Origin of the sequence: Mycobacterium sp. E3305 (assembly GCF_001666785.1) — a bacterium.
Lineage (GTDB): Bacteria > Actinomycetota > Actinomycetes > Mycobacteriales > Mycobacteriaceae > Mycobacterium.
In genome coordinates this window covers 21,463-34,577 of sequence record NZ_LZJA01000033.1, presented here as the reverse complement: position 1 = coordinate 34,577, position 13,115 = coordinate 21,463, and the positions used below count along the sequence as shown (strand labels likewise).

Here is a 13,115-nt window from a genome sequence, read left to right as displayed (position 1 = left end):
GAATCCTCCTCGGGTGCGCGTGACGTGTCGCCGCTGGTCGGTTACCCCGATGACCGGGCGGCAATCACCACTTTGCGGCGCTCGAACGCCAAAGCGCAACGCACGTTCGCCAAGACGCATGACGCGGCCGCCGACGAATACGGTAGCCAAGAGCGCGCCCACCGGGTGGCCTATTCCGCCCTCAAGCACAGTTTCGAAAAGGTCGGCGACCATTGGGAGCCCAAAGAAAAGAAGGGTCCGTCGGACGAGCGCGCCGAGAGGGGTGGTCCGCGAGCCTCCGGTGAGTCCGCCGAGGGGGTGGACGCGAACGCAAGCAAGAAGCATCTGCTGGAGCTGGCGCGCCGACTCGACGTCCGGGGAAGGTCCACGATGAGCAAAGCGGAGCTGGTCGACGCGATCAAGAAGCACAATCGCCGGGTCCGCGGCCGCTGAGGACCGCGGCCGCGCCGATGTGACCGAGACCGCACCCCTCGGCCCCGTTTAGGTCCCCGGCTTGCGGGCATTCCGACAGCCATGGTTGCGTCCACCACCCAAAGTCAGCTGCGTCAATGCCTGAGCGATGTGGACTTTCCGGCGAACAAGCAGGATCTGCTTGCCGCCGCCGGCCGCAATGGCTGCGACGACAACACGATTCGCGCGCTGCGGGGCATCCCGCCCGAGACCTACAACAACGCCACCCAGGTCGCCGCGTCCGTCACCATCGCCGACGATCGCGACACCCAGGACGGAGACAAGGCCGCGGCGCGTCGCACCCACACCAAGCCCGGGCTCGCCGAAGGCGCGAAGGACATCGGTGTCCAGAGCCCGATCGTCGACGAGCTGGGTGAAAACCGCGGCTCCTGACCGCTCCTAAGAGCTTGCTGCGCTAGAGAATTGGTCGGCCTCCGGTAACGGCCACCCGCGCGCCGGAGATGTAACTCGCGTCGTCGGAGGCCAACAGCACATAGATGGGGGCGAGCTCCGCGGGTTGTCCCGCGCGGCCCAGCGGCGTGTTCTCACCGAACGATTCGACGCTGTCCGGCGGCATGGTCGACGGAATCAGCGGTGTCCAAATCGGGCCGGGAGCCACGCTGTTGACCCGAATCCCCTTCTCGCCCAGCAGCTGAGCGAGGCTGGCCGAGAAGTTCGCGATGGCGGCCTTGGTTGCCGCGTAGGGTGCCAGGGTGGGGTTGGGCGTGTCGGAGTTGACCGATGAACTACCGATGATCGAGGCGCCGGCCTTCATGTGCGGCACGGCCGCCTTGGCGAGATGGAAGTACGCGCCGACGTTGAGCCGGAACGTGTAATCCCATTCCTCGTCGCTGATTTCGTCGAGGCTTTTGTGCATCATCTGGTATGCGGCATTGTTGACCAGAATGTCGATGCCGCCGAACTCTTCGACGGCTCGATCCACGACGACGCGGCAATGCGCGGCGTCGGACAGGTCGCCGGAAACCAGCACGCATTTTCGCCCGGCACCCTCCACGTGGCGGGCGACGTCGCGAGCGTCGTCGTCCTCATTGAGGTAGGAGATCAGCACGTCGGCGCCCTCCCGGGCGAAGGCGATCGCGACCGCGCGGCCGATGCCGCTGTCGCCCCCGGTGATGATCGCCTTTTTACCCGTGAGCTTTCCCGAGCCCCGGTAACTGTTTTCGCCGCAGTCGGGAACCGGGTTCATCTCGGCCTGGACGCCAGGAGGTGATTGTTGTTGAGGCGCAAAGCCCATCTGTTTCCTCTATTCGTGTTCGAGAATTGTTGCGAGCAAACGGCTCGCGGGTTTTACGGCTCGCGCGTCACCGGGCCCGCCGTGGGAACGTCGGGGTCGTCGTCGGCCGGGGCTCGGCATCACGCCACTCCTCGGCGCGACTGGGCCGGTTTCCGCGCAGCGTGCCGTCCAATTCGTGCTTGAGTTCGTCGTCCTCGCGCGGGCTGTGCTTGGAGCTTCCGCGTTCCATCGACGGCTCCTTTCGTCCTCGTCGGTTCAGTCCCGCTCCGACTACCCGCCGGGGCGGGGGCTAATCGCTCGCGTTGCGCCAGTGACCCGGCGTGAATATCGATACGGATGTTAAAAGCTGATGCGAAAGGTGCTGTCCAACAAACGAACCGCTTTTCACCAGCTAACCTGCGTTAATTCCGCCATTCGGCGGATTCACATGTTTAGGCCGGAAGGCGAATGGCTATTTGCGATTCGTGTGTGTATTGCCCTTACGGGGGGCGATTGTTCAACACGAAAGGAATGAGCAATGAAGGTCACCAAGAGGGCCATCAAGACAGCCGCCGCGGCCGGGGGTATAGCGGTGGCAAGCGTTTTCGCCGCGTCGACGGCTGCCGCCGCGCCGCCCAACATCCAAGGCTTCGGCACCAGCGAGCAACTCGTCGACGGGCCGCTGATCACCAACTACACGGTGAGCAACCTGCAGCCGAGCAACGTCGCGATTCCGGGCTACACGCCCAAGGGAACGCTCTACCAGGCCGACGTTACCGCCCGGTCGGACGGTGGGCTCGTGACCCCGATGGTCAACGACTTCATCGCCCGCGGCCCGAACGGCCAGAACTACCGGGTGATCGACAAGGTCGGGGCCCCCAACGGCCTTAACCCCGCGCCGATCGCGCAGGGTAACGAGTCGACCGGAACGCTGTACTTCGACGTGACGGGCGCGCCGCCGAACGGCGTCGTCTACAACGACGGGATGCAGGACATCTTGATGTGGACGTCGAATGTGCAGGGTGGCTCGGCGCCTGGCGCCGCCCCGAATGCCAGCCCGGCACCGGGTGCTCCGCCGGCCCCGGCCCACACCTGATCCGGCTTGCGGAAATCTCCCCGCGTCGCGTGCGACGCGGGGAGTTCCGCATTTGGGGGCGGGAGTTGAATCGTGCGCGCGCGAATCGGGTACACCGCACCCATGAGTAACCCGGATCACAGGCCAGCCGAAGTACGCGAACAGGCGAAGCTGAACGCCGAAGAGGCGCGGGCGACGATGGAGGAGCGGCGCAGCGGCCAGGACGGCGGAGTCAGCGGCTGGGTCGCCGAGCGCGCCGGTAGGTGGGATCTCAGCGGCCAGGACGAGACCACTCTGCAGCGGCAGAAATATCTGTGGAACGTGCTGGTGGACTATTGGTTTCGAATGGAAATCGACGGTTGGGAAAATATTCCGGCGCCGCCGGCGCTACTGGTGGGCATCCACTCCGGCGCTCCCTTCGTCTGGGACGCCTGGACCGTGGGTCTGCAGTGGTGGCGGCGTTTCGGGCAGGATCGTCCACTGCACGGCACGGCGCATGACGCGTTGATGGCGATACCGGTGATCGGCCGGTACTTCCGTTCGATGGGTGTGCTGCCGGCGGCCCCCGACGCGATCGCGACCGCCCTGGCCGAGGGGCGTGACGTCGCGCTGTGGCCCGGCGGGGAAGTGGATTCGCTGCGCCCCTGGACCGAGCGCGACCAAGCCAACCTCGCGGGCCGAAAAGGATTCGTGAAGATGGCGATTCGGGCCGGTGTGCCGATCGTGCCGATCGCCACCGTCGGCGGCGCCGACGCTATGCCGGTGCTGATCCGCGGCGACAAGCTGTCCAAGGCGTTACAGCTGGACCGCCTGCTGCGCCTCAAGGTGTTCCCGCTGGCGATCTCACTGCCGTGGGGGATCGCGCCGGCGGCGCTGCCGCAGCTGCCGCTGCCGGCCAAGATCAGGACCAGGTTCATGCCGGCCGTAAAAGTCGACCACGACCCCGAGCGTGCCGAAGACGGCGCCTACGTCGAGCGCAAGTACCGCGAGGTCCAGGACGCCATCCAGGAAGGGATGGACGCGCTCGCGCGCAAGCGCGCGTTTCCGCTCTTCGGCTGACGCGAACCGCCTCGGGCGCAGGGGTTTTCACTGCGCCGGTGTGGCCCCCGTCAGCGTCGTCGGCTCGTCGCTGATGATCCATTCCGGGTGCGGGGGAGTCGTCGCCATGTACCCCACGCCGCGGACCGTGTCGACCATCGATTGATGCCGGGACCCAAGCTTGGCGCGCAGGCGCCGGATATGGACATCGACCGAACGGACTCGGCCGTTGCAGTCGTAGCCCCACGCCTCGTGCATCAGCCGCGTGCGGGTAAACGGCCGACCGGCATGCTGCACAAGGAAACTCAGCAATTTGAACTCGGTCAGCGTCAGACCCAGGTCCTTGCCTTCCAGCGACCCGGCGAGGCTGGTCGGGTGCAATAGCAGGGCACCGAACTTCAGGCTGCCGTTGATTGCGCTGCGCCGGTGAGCGATCGCCCGTCCCAGCCGTTCCTGTAGTTCACCGGCGTCAGTACCGGGTGGCATGACGTCGTCAACGTTCCACTCGCCGTCGACCGTCACCTCGTCTGCTCGCGACACCACTGCCACCACCGCGGTGGCGGGAGTGTCCGTCGTCAGGCGGCGGCAGGCGGTCTGGGCCGCCGCAAGGTCGCCACGAGCATCGACAATGGCGACGTCGCCGGAATGGCGAGGGCTGTGGCCGTCACCGGTGAGGGGCGCTCGCCGCATGATTCGCGCGAACGAATTCAGCGGCGGCAGAGCGCGATCGAAGTCATCCGCGTCGGTCAGCACTAGTACGTCCAAGGACATCTCCCCCAAACTTCGTGTGGGTTCCCTGGCCCGTAGGCACCTCAGGGAGATGTCTGCAAGCGCAGCGGTGATTACCCGCTCGCCGCGAAATTATGCAAACTGTGTTGAATTAGCCGGCGACCATACCGGCCTGGCTAACCGGATCCGCCCGTCCCATCCCGAAAAAGCCGATGGGCCCGGTCCGTTTTCACAGACCGGACCCATCCTCCCAGCAAGCTACTGATTGGCCTTCTGGCGCTGCTCAGCGGCCTCGGCGCCGCCGCGGGCCGCCTCGGCCTCGGCTTCCTTCTTCGCCGCGTCGCGCTGGGCTTCAGCCTTGTCCTGCTGGGCCTGGCCCTCGCGGGTGAGGTCGTCTTGACCCGTCACCGCGCCGACGGCCTCCTTAGCCTTGCCCTTGACGTCCTCAACGACGCCCTTGACGGCTTCAGCAGGTCCCGAGTTGTTGTCCGCCATGGATCAGTTCCTCCTCGTAGGCGTACCTGAGCGTTCCGCGCTCACTGCCGATCGCCAAGGCGACCGGCCCGGTCATGCGATGAGGCTGGCCCTTGCTTCTCAAGACCGTGAAATCCCCACCGCGATGGTGCGGATTCCCCCTGCCGGGTACCGCTCAAACATTCGCGGCCCGGCGGTGGTGAAACCGCCGGATCGGGCGGCCTCACCTGGGCCGACAGCCGCGAAAAGCCGTCGCAATCGCCAACTCTGCGCATAATGCACCCCGCCGACGCCGCGTTGTGCTGCGATGAGGCAGGATGTGAAATGCCGTTCCGGAGACGTCACCCCGGGATGGCACTCTCATGCGAGGAGCCTGATGACGGAGTCCGGGGAGCCCACGGCGACGGAGAATGGATCAGCTGCCGGGCAGCCGCGACCCCGGCCCAAATACTCCCGAGTCCTGCTCAAACTCGGCGGCGAAATGTTCGGCGGCGGCCAGGTCGGCCTCGACCCCGACGTCGTGGCGCGGGTGGCCCGCCAGATAGCCGAGGTGGTTCGCGACGGTGTCCAGGTCGCCGTCGTCATCGGCGGCGGCAACTTCTTCCGGGGCGCGCAACTGCAGCAGCGCGGCATGGAACGCACGCGCTCGGACTACATGGGCATGCTCGGCACGGTCATGAACAGCCTCGCGCTGCAGGACTTCCTGGAAAAGGAGGGCATCGTCACCCGTGTCCAAACCGCGATCACCATGGGGCAGGTCGCCGAGCCCTACCTGCCGCTGCGCGCCGTCCGCCACCTGGAGAAGGGTCGTGTGGTGATCTTCGGGGCCGGCATGGGGCTGCCGTACTTCTCCACCGACACCACGGCCGCGCAGCGCGCGCTGGAGATCCGCGCGGACGTCGTCCTGATGGCCAAGGCGGTCGACGGGGTGTTCACCGAGGACCCGCGGGTGAACCCCGAAGCCGAGCTGATCGCCGCGATCAGTCACCGCGAGGTCATCGACCGGGGGCTGCGGGTGGCCGATGCCACCGCGTTCAGCCTGTGCATGGACAATGGCATGCCGATCCTGGTGTTCAACCTGCTGACCAATGGGAATATCGCCCGCGCGGTCGCCGGTGAGAAAATCGGGACACTGGTCACCACCTGAGGGGAAGCGCGAACGATGATTCGCCCTGGCGACGATGCAGAACGCAGTGATGTGGGGGCACCTCCCGGTTGCGGGGGAAAGGAGCGGCGCAATGATTGACGAGGCTCTCTTCGACGCGGAAGAGAAAATGGAGAAGGCCGTAGCGGTCGCCCGTGACGACTTGTCAACCATTCGAACCGGCCGCGCCAATCCGGGCATGTTCTCCCGGATCGCCATCGATTACTACGGCGCCACCACCCCCATCACGCAGCTGGCCAGCATCAACGTCCCGGAGGCCCGGCTAGTCGTGATCAAGCCCTACGAAGCCGGTCAGGTGGGCGCGATCGAGACCGCGATCCGCAACTCCGATCTGGGCGTCAATCCCACCAACGACGGCACCCTGATCCGGGTGGCGGTGCCCCAGCTCACCGAGGAGCGTCGCCGCGAGCTGGTCAAGCAGGCCAAGGGCAAGGGCGAGGACGCCAAGGTGTCGGTGCGCAACATCCGCCGCAAGGCGATGGAGGAGTTGCACCGCATCCGCAAGGACGGCGAGGCCGGCGAGGACGAGGTCGGTCGCGCCGAGAAGGACCTGGACAAGACGACGCACCAGTACATCACCCAGATCGAAGACCTGGTCAAGCACAAAGAAGGCGAGCTGCTGGAGGTCTAGCGGCCGCTCAGCAGCTAAGTTCACCCGGGTCCGTGGCAACCACCGGCGCAGCCAGCACGCCCGACGAGCCGGCGCGTGAGGGCAAGAAGACCGCGCAGCCGGCCAAGACGACCTCCCGCGCGGGACGCGACCTGCGGGCGGCCATCGCGGTCGGCGCCGGGATCGGTGGCGTGCTCATCGTGACGCTGGTCTTCGCCCCCCGCTTCTGGGTGGCGATCGTCGCGATCGCCATCCCCGTCGCCACCCATGAGGTGGTGCGACGGCTGCGCGAGGCCGGATACGTCATCCCGCTGATCCCGTTGCTGATCGGCGGTCAGGCCACCGTCTGGCTGACGTGGCCGTTCCACGCCGCCGGCGCCCTGGCCGGCTTCGGCGGCACGGTGGTGGTGTGCAACGTCTGGCGCCTGTTCATGCAGGACAACAGCAAGCGACCCGAGCCCTTCGCCGGGTCCCCGTCGGCCAACTACCTGCGCGACGCCTCCGCGACGGTGTTCCTGGCCGCGTGGGTGCCGCTGTTCGCCTCCTTCGGCGCCATGCTCGTCTACCCCAAGGACGGCGCCGGCCGGGTGTTCTGCCTGATGGTCACCGTCGTCGCCTCCGACGTGGGCGGCTACGCCGTCGGGGTCCTGTTCGGCAAGCACCCGATGGTGCCCGCGATCAGCCCGAAGAAATCGTGGGAGGGTTTCGCCGGTTCGCTCGTCTTCGGAATCACCGCGGCGATCCTGACCGCGACCTTCCTGGCGCGCAAGCCGCTGTGGATCGGGGCGGTGCTGGGCGTGATCCTGGTGCTGACCTGCACGCTTGGCGATCTGGTCGAGTCGCAGATCAAGCGCGACCTGGGCATCAAGGACATGGGCCGACTACTGCCCGGCCACGGCGGCCTGATGGACCGGCTGGACGGCGTGCTCCCGTCGGCGGTCGCCGCGTGGACGGTGCTGACACTCGTGCCCTGAGAAGGGCCGATACTGGACTGGACATGGTCCAACAACTGGTCTTCACCGAACCCCGCCCCAGCAAGCCGCCGCGGCACCTGGCCGACCTCGACGCGGACGGGCGCGCCTCGGCCGTGGCCGAACTCGGACTGCCGGCGTTCCGCGCCAAGCAGCTCGCGCATCAGTACTACGGCCGCCTGATCGCCGACCCGCGCGAGATGACCGACCTGCCCGCGGCCGTGCGGAACCGGATCGCCGATGCGATGTTCCCGCACCTGCTCACCTCGGCCGCCGAGGTCACCTGCGATGCCGGGCAGACCCGAAAGACGTTGTGGCGCGGCACCGACGGGACCACGTTCGAGTCGGTGCTGATGCGCTACCCGCAGCGCAACACCGTGTGCATCTCCTCACAGGCCGGCTGCGGCATGGCCTGCCCGTTCTGCGCGACGGGGCAGGGGGGGCTGACCCGCAACCTGTCCACCGCGGAGATCCTGGAGCAGGTCCGCTCCGCCGCGGTGGCCCTGCGGGACGATTTCGGCGACCGGCTCTCCAACGTCGTGTTCATGGGCATGGGGGAGCCGCTGGCCAACTACGCGCGGGTGGTGGCCGCGGTGCGTCGCATCACCGAAGCGCCGCCGCACGGCTTCGGCATCTCGGCCCGCTCGGTCACGGTATCCACCGTCGGCCTGGCCCCGGCCATCCGCAAACTCGCCGACGAGCGGCTCGGGGTGACGCTGGCGCTGTCGTTGCACGCGCCCGACGACGAATTACGCGACACGCTGGTGCCGGTCAACAACCGGTGGAAGATAGCCGAGGCGCTCGACGCCGCCCGCTATTACGCCGACGTCACCGGCCGCCGGGTGTCGGTGGAGTATGCGCTGATCCGCGACGTCAACGACCAGCCGTGGCGCGCCGACCTGCTGGGCAAACGCCTGCATCGGGTGCTCGGCCCGCTGGTGCATGTGAACCTGATCCCGCTCAACCCGACCCCCGGCAGCGAGTGGGACGCCAGCCCCAAGGCGGCGGAGCGGGAGTTCGTCCGCCGGGTGCGGGCGCACGGGGTGTCGTGCACGGTGCGGGACACCCGCGGCCGCGAGATCAGCGCCGCCTGCGGACAGCTGGCCGCCGAAGGCGGGTAGCTGGAGCGCGGGCGGTTTGGCCGGGGCCTGCGGACAGCTGGCCGCCGAAGGGTGAACCCGGGCGGCGCCCCGCACGTCTATCAGGCATAACACCAGCAAACGAGGTGACGCCATGATTGTTCGGTTCTTGACTCCGCTCAGGCTGTTGGCCGCGGCCCTTTTCGCCTCCGCTCTGATATTCGGACTCACCGGCGCACCGCGCTCGGCGGCCGCCGACGACCGCCTGCAATTCACCGGGACGACCCTGAGCGGTGCGCCGTTCAACGGTGCCAGCCTGCAGGGCAAGCCCGCGGTGCTGTGGTTCTGGACGCCGTGGTGCCCGTTCTGCAACGCCGAGGCCCCGGGCGTGAGCCAGGTCGCGGCCGCCAACCCCGGCGTCACCTTCGTAGGCGTCGCGGCCCATTCGGACGTCGCGGCGATGCAGAACTTCGTCGCCAAGTACAACCTGAACTTCACCAACCTCAACGACACCGATGGCGCGATCTGGGCTCGCTACAACGTCCCTTGGCAGCCTGCCTACGTGTTCTACCGCGCGGACGGCAGCTCGACGTTCGTGAACAACCCGACTTCGGCGATGCCACAGCAGGAGTTGTCTGACCGGGTTGCCGCGCTGAGGTCCTGATGGATCAGGGTCTCGTCGGCCTGGCCTTCGCCGCCGGGCTGGTGGCGGCCCTGAACCCGTGTGGGTTTGCCATGCTGCCCGCGTACCTCCTGCTGGTGGTGCGGGGCCAGCGGAAGGGGTTGGCCGCGGCCGGACGGGCGCTGGCGGCCACCGCGGGCATGGCGCTCGGCTTCCTGACGGTGTTCGGCTCGTTCGGCGTGCTGACGGTGTCGGCCGCGAGCACCGTGCAGCGGTACGTGCCGTACGCCACGGTGATCGTCGGCGTGATTCTCGTAGCGCTCGGCGGTTGGCTGCTGTCCGGCCGGGGGCTGTCGGCGCTCACCCCGCGGCCGGTGGGCCCGCGGTGGGCGCCCACGGTTCGGCTCGGCTCCATGTACTCCTACGGCGTCAGCTACGCGATCGCCTCGCTCTCCTGCACCGTCGGACCGTTTCTGGCGGTCACCGCGGCGGGCCTGCGGGGCGGATCGATCGTCACGGCCGTAGCGATCTACCTCGCCTACATCGGCGGCCTGACGCTGGTCGTCGGCGTCCTCGCGGTGGCCGCGGCCACCGCGAGCTCGGCGATGGTCGACCACCTGCGGCGCATCCTGCCGATCGTCGACCGAATCAGCGGCGCGCTGCTGGTGCTGGTCGGTGTGTACGTCTGCTACTACGGCGCTTACGAGGTGCGCCTGTTGGGCGCCAACGCGGACCCGCGGGATGCGGTTATCACGGCCGCCGGGCGCGTTCAGGGGGCGTTGGCCGGCTGGGTGCATCAACACGGGGTTTGGCCGTGGGCGGTGGCCGCGCTCGCACTGACGGCCCTCGTGGTCGGCGGCGCCCGGTATCGCCGGGCGAAACGTTAGGGCGGCGACTACCTGATCCAGCCGCGCCGGCGGCCCCACAGGTCGCGGACGAGGACGACGAGCACCAACGCGGCGAAGCCGATCAGGAACCAGTTCTCGACGTGGCCCACGTGGTTGCCGCGCAGCATCGCCAGCAGGAACCCGAAGATGACCAGGCCGGTGATGTGCCAGGTGCGGTGATTGATCCGGCTCCAGCCCCACGCCGCCGAAGGCACCTCAACGGTGTCGACGCCGGTGAACTGTTCCACCTCGGTACTGGCCACGGTGAGTCCCTTTCGTGATCGGCTGGTAGGGAGATTCTGGCACACCCGTCGCGGGACCGAGCAGGCACAATGAGTGGGTGACAATCGCGACGCCCGAGGGCCGCCTGCGCGTGCTGGTGCTGGGCAGCACCGGCTCGATCGGCACCCAGGCGCTGGAGGTGATGGCGGCCAATCCGGACCGCTTCGAGGTGGTCGGCCTGGCCGCGGGCGGCGCGAATCTGGACATTCTGCAGCGGCAGCGCGCCGAAACCGGCGTCACCAACGTCGCCGTCGCCGACGAACGCGCGGCGCAGATCGCCGACGTTCCCTACCGCGGCCCTGAGGCGGTGACCCGCCTGATCCAGGACACCGAGGCCGACGTCGTGCTCAACGCGCTGGTGGGCGCGCTAGGCCTGCGGCCGACGCTGGCGGCGCTGGAATCGGGCGCCCGGCTGGCGCTGGCCAACAAGGAATCCCTGGTGGCAGGTGGGCCGCTGGTCCTCGACGCGGCGCGTCCGGGTCAGATCGTGCCCGTCGACTCCGAACACTCCGCGCTGGCGCAGTGCCTGCGCGGCGGCGCCCCCGAGGAGGTCGCGAAGCTGGTGCTGACGGCCTCCGGCGGGCCATTCCGCGGCTGGAGCGCCGCTCAGCTCGAGGGCGTCACCCCGGAGCAGGCCGGAGCGCACCCGACGTGGTCGATGGGCCCGATGAACACCCTGAACTCGGCGTCGCTGGTCAACAAAGGCCTCGAACTCATCGAAACGCACCTGCTGTTCGGCATCGCCTACGACCGCATCGAGGTCGTCGTGCACCCCCAATCGATTGTTCATTCGATGGTCACCTTCGTGGACGGGTCGACCATCGCCCAGGCCAGCCCCCCGGACATGAAGCTGCCCATCTCGCTGGCCCTGGGCTGGCCGGCCCGGGTTCCGGGGGCGGCGGCCCCCTGCGACTTCCGCACCGCCTCTAGCTGGGAATTCGAGCCGTTGGACAGCGAAGTTTTCCCAGCCGTCGAGCTGGCCCGGTACGCCGGCCGGACGGGCGGCTGCATGACCGCCGTGTACAACGCGGCCAACGAGGAAGCCGCCGAGGCGTTCCTGCAAGGCCGCATCGGGTTCCCCGCCATCGTCAAAACCATCGCGGACGTGCTGCACGCCGCGGACCAATGGGCGGTTCCACCCGCTAACGTGGATGAGGTACTAGACGCGCAGCGCTGGGCGCGGGAGCGGGCGCAACGCGCCGTCGCACACGCACGGCCCACCGAGGCGTCCGTCAACGCCTCCGGAATGGTGTGAGAAAGGTCCTGCAGCGAAGATGATGTTCGTTATCGGCATTGTGCTGTTCGCCCTCGCCATCCTGATCTCGGTGGCCCTGCACGAGTGCGGCCACATGTGGGTCGCCCGCGCCACCGGCATGAAGGTGCGCCGCTATTTCGTCGGGTTCGGCCCCACGCTGTGGTCGACGCGGCGCGGCGAGACCGAGTACGGCCTCAAGGCCGTGCCGCTGGGCGGCTTCTGCGACATCGCCGGGATGACCTCGGTCGAGGAGCTGGCGCCCGACGAAACCGACCGCGCGATGTTCAAGCAGGACACGTGGAAGCGCGTCGCGGTGCTGTTCGCCGGGCCGGGCATGAACTTCGTCATCTGCCTGGTGCTGATCTACGGCATCGCCCTGATCTGGGGCTTGCCGAACCTGCATCCGCCGACCAGGGCGGTCGTCGGCGAAACCGCTTGTGTCGCACCGGAAGTGGCCCCCGGCAAGATCGCGGACTGCACCGGCCCCGGTCCGGCCGCGCTGGCCGGGATCCGCGCGGGCGACGTCGTGGTCAAGGTCGGCGACACCCAGGTGTCCACCTTCGAGGACATGGCCGCCGCGATCCGCAAGATGCACGGCACCGTCCCGGTCGTCGTCGAGCGTGGCGGCAACACGATCACCACCTACGTCGACGTCACGCCCACCCAGCGCTTCTTGACGAACGGGCCCACCGGGCAGGGCGGTCAGGCGGCGCCGTCGACGGTCGGCGCCATCGGCGTCGCCGCCGTCAAGCTCGCACCCACGCACTACGGGGTGTTCTCCGCCGTGCCGGCGACGTTCGCGTTCACCTGGGACCTGACCGGCGAGGTGGGCAAGGCGCTCGTCACCATCCCCACCAAGGTGGGCGCCCTGGTGCACGCCATCGGCGGTGGACAGCGCGACCCGCAGACCCCGATGAGCGTGGTCGGCGCCAGCATCATCGGCGGCGACACCGTCGACCATGGGCTCTGGGTGGCGTTCTGGTTCTTCCTGGCCCAGCTGAACCTCATCCTGGGCGCGATCAACCTGGTGCCGTTGCTGCCGTTCGACGGCGGCCACATCGCCATCGCGACGTTCGAAAAGATCCGCAACCTCGTCCGGTCGGCGCGCGGCATGGTCGCGGCCGCACCGGTGAACTACCTCAAGCTGATGCCCGCCACCTACGTGGTGCTGGTGTTCGTGGTCGGGTACATGTTGCTGACCGTGACCGCTGATCTGGTCAACCCGATCAGGCTCTTCCAGTAAC

17 protein-coding genes are annotated in these 13,115 nt (G+C 68.0%); 12 read left to right on the top strand and 5 right to left on the bottom strand.

Going from position 1 to position 13,115, the window contains the following annotated elements:
• Positions 1–24: 24 nt before the first annotated feature.
• Both A5701_RS03885 and A5701_RS03880 read left to right on the top strand, forming a co-directional pair.
• Complete coding sequence (locus tag A5701_RS03885) at positions 25–432, top strand: ChaB family protein (RefSeq protein WP_067748764.1); 408 nt, start codon at positions 25–27, stop codon at positions 430–432.
• An 81-nt stretch (positions 433–513) separates the two neighbouring features.
• Positions 514–843, top strand: a complete 330-nt coding sequence (locus A5701_RS03880) for a DUF2795 domain-containing protein (protein WP_067748753.1) — start codon at positions 514–516, stop codon at positions 841–843.
• A 22-nt stretch (positions 844–865) separates the two neighbouring features.
• On the opposite strand, the gene A5701_RS03875 is transcribed toward A5701_RS03880, so the two are convergent.
• Positions 866–1,705, bottom strand: coding sequence for a glucose 1-dehydrogenase (locus tag A5701_RS03875; protein ID WP_067748750.1), 840 nt, complete (start codon positions 1,703–1,705; stop codon positions 866–868).
• 67 nt (positions 1,706–1,772) lie between these two features.
• Positions 1,773–1,934 carry a hypothetical protein gene (locus A5701_RS28445; protein WP_197504915.1) on the bottom strand — a complete coding sequence of 54 codons (162 nt, stop codon included), beginning with the start codon at positions 1,932–1,934 and terminating at the stop codon, positions 1,773–1,775.
• A 288-nt stretch (positions 1,935–2,222) separates the two neighbouring features.
• On the opposite strand from A5701_RS28445, the gene A5701_RS03870 reads away from it, so the two are divergent.
• Both A5701_RS03870 and A5701_RS03865 read left to right on the top strand, forming a co-directional pair.
• Positions 2,223–2,780 carry an MPT63 family protein gene (locus A5701_RS03870; protein WP_067748747.1) on the top strand — a complete coding sequence of 186 codons (558 nt, stop codon included), beginning with the start codon at positions 2,223–2,225 and terminating at the stop codon, positions 2,778–2,780.
• Between the two features lie 102 nt (positions 2,781–2,882).
• A complete protein-coding gene (locus A5701_RS03865) occupies positions 2,883–3,818 on the top strand; it encodes a lysophospholipid acyltransferase family protein (protein ID WP_067748744.1) in 936 nt (311 codons plus the stop codon).
• Between the two features lie 27 nt (positions 3,819–3,845).
• Here A5701_RS03865 and A5701_RS03860 read toward each other — a convergent pair whose 3' ends face one another.
• Both A5701_RS03860 and A5701_RS03855 read right to left on the bottom strand, forming a co-directional pair.
• Entirely contained in the window at positions 3,846–4,568 is a 723-nt protein-coding gene (locus tag A5701_RS03860; protein ID WP_067748741.1) for a response regulator transcription factor, read from the bottom strand.
• Between the two features lie 216 nt (positions 4,569–4,784).
• Positions 4,785–5,021 carry a CsbD family protein gene (locus A5701_RS03855; RefSeq protein ID WP_067212426.1) on the bottom strand — a complete coding sequence of 79 codons (237 nt, stop codon included), beginning with the start codon at positions 5,019–5,021 and terminating at the stop codon, positions 4,785–4,787.
• Positions 5,022–5,376: 355 nt separating this feature from the next.
• Here A5701_RS03855 and pyrH point away from each other — a divergent pair, with 355 nt between their 5' ends.
• The 6 genes from pyrH to A5701_RS03825 all read left to right on the top strand — a co-directional run bounded on the left by pyrH (position 5,377) and on the right by A5701_RS03825 (position 10,334).
• On the top strand, positions 5,377–6,147 hold the full coding sequence (gene pyrH, locus A5701_RS03850; protein ID WP_067748738.1) for a UMP kinase: 771 nt from the start codon (positions 5,377–5,379) through the stop codon (positions 6,145–6,147).
• Between the two features lie 91 nt (positions 6,148–6,238).
• Positions 6,239–6,796 carry a ribosome recycling factor gene (frr, locus tag A5701_RS03845; RefSeq protein ID WP_067748735.1) on the top strand — a complete coding sequence of 186 codons (558 nt, stop codon included), beginning with the start codon at positions 6,239–6,241 and terminating at the stop codon, positions 6,794–6,796.
• 32 nt (positions 6,797–6,828) lie between these two features.
• Positions 6,829–7,749, top strand: coding sequence for a phosphatidate cytidylyltransferase (locus A5701_RS03840; RefSeq protein ID WP_067748732.1), 921 nt, complete (start codon positions 6,829–6,831; stop codon positions 7,747–7,749).
• Positions 7,750–7,772: 23 nt separating this feature from the next.
• Positions 7,773–8,867 (top strand): 23S rRNA (adenine(2503)-C(2))-methyltransferase RlmN, encoded by a 1,095-nt coding sequence (rlmN, locus tag A5701_RS03835; RefSeq protein WP_067748729.1) that lies wholly within the window; start codon positions 7,773–7,775, stop codon positions 8,865–8,867.
• Positions 8,868–8,979: 112 nt separating this feature from the next.
• Positions 8,980–9,489, top strand: a complete 510-nt coding sequence (locus tag A5701_RS03830; RefSeq protein ID WP_067748726.1) for a protein disulfide oxidoreductase — start codon at positions 8,980–8,982, stop codon at positions 9,487–9,489.
• The gene (locus tag A5701_RS03825; RefSeq protein WP_067748723.1) at positions 9,489–10,334 is read left to right on the top strand and encodes a cytochrome c biogenesis CcdA family protein; all 846 of its coding nucleotides are present in this window, start codon (positions 9,489–9,491) and stop codon (positions 10,332–10,334) included. Before A5701_RS03830 ends, A5701_RS03825 begins: the two co-directional genes overlap by 1 nt.
• Positions 10,335–10,342: 8 nt before the next feature.
• Here the strand turns inward: A5701_RS03825 and A5701_RS03820 are convergent, their stop codons facing one another.
• Positions 10,343–10,597, bottom strand: coding sequence for a DUF2631 domain-containing protein (locus A5701_RS03820; RefSeq protein ID WP_067748720.1), 255 nt, complete (start codon positions 10,595–10,597; stop codon positions 10,343–10,345).
• Positions 10,598–10,674: 77 nt separating this feature from the next.
• Here A5701_RS03820 and dxr point away from each other — a divergent pair, with 77 nt between their 5' ends.
• Both dxr and A5701_RS03810 read left to right on the top strand, forming a co-directional pair.
• Positions 10,675–11,871 carry a 1-deoxy-D-xylulose-5-phosphate reductoisomerase gene (gene dxr, locus A5701_RS03815; protein WP_067748717.1) on the top strand — a complete coding sequence of 399 codons (1,197 nt, stop codon included), beginning with the start codon at positions 10,675–10,677 and terminating at the stop codon, positions 11,869–11,871.
• A 19-nt stretch (positions 11,872–11,890) separates the two neighbouring features.
• Positions 11,891–13,114 (top strand): RIP metalloprotease, encoded by a 1,224-nt coding sequence (locus tag A5701_RS03810; RefSeq protein ID WP_067748714.1) that lies wholly within the window; start codon positions 11,891–11,893, stop codon positions 13,112–13,114.
• Position 13,115 lies beyond the last annotated feature (1 nt).

Coding starts and splice junctions, on each gene's coding strand:
- A5701_RS03880 (WP_067748753.1), top strand. CDS start 514: ATGGTTGCGTCCACCACCCAAAGTCAGCTGCGTCAATGCCTGAGCGAT.
- A5701_RS03875 (WP_067748750.1), bottom strand. CDS start 1,705: ATGGGCTTTGCGCCTCAACAACAATCACCTCCTGGCGTCCAGGCCGAG.
- A5701_RS28445 (WP_197504915.1), bottom strand. CDS start 1,934: ATGGAACGCGGAAGCTCCAAGCACAGCCCGCGCGAGGACGACGAACTC.
- A5701_RS03870 (WP_067748747.1), top strand. CDS start 2,223: ATGAAGGTCACCAAGAGGGCCATCAAGACAGCCGCCGCGGCCGGGGGT.
- A5701_RS03865 (WP_067748744.1), top strand. CDS start 2,883: ATGAGTAACCCGGATCACAGGCCAGCCGAAGTACGCGAACAGGCGAAG.
- A5701_RS03860 (WP_067748741.1), bottom strand. CDS start 4,568: ATGTCCTTGGACGTACTAGTGCTGACCGACGCGGATGACTTCGATCGC.
- A5701_RS03855 (WP_067212426.1), bottom strand. CDS start 5,021: ATGGCGGACAACAACTCGGGACCTGCTGAAGCCGTCAAGGGCGTCGTT.
- pyrH (WP_067748738.1), top strand. CDS start 5,377: ATGACGGAGTCCGGGGAGCCCACGGCGACGGAGAATGGATCAGCTGCC.
- frr (WP_067748735.1), top strand. CDS start 6,239: ATGATTGACGAGGCTCTCTTCGACGCGGAAGAGAAAATGGAGAAGGCC.
- rlmN (WP_067748729.1), top strand. CDS start 7,773: ATGGTCCAACAACTGGTCTTCACCGAACCCCGCCCCAGCAAGCCGCCG.
- A5701_RS03830 (WP_067748726.1), top strand. CDS start 8,980: ATGATTGTTCGGTTCTTGACTCCGCTCAGGCTGTTGGCCGCGGCCCTT.
- A5701_RS03825 (WP_067748723.1), top strand. CDS start 9,489: ATGGATCAGGGTCTCGTCGGCCTGGCCTTCGCCGCCGGGCTGGTGGCG.
- A5701_RS03810 (WP_067748714.1), top strand. CDS start 11,891: ATGATGTTCGTTATCGGCATTGTGCTGTTCGCCCTCGCCATCCTGATC.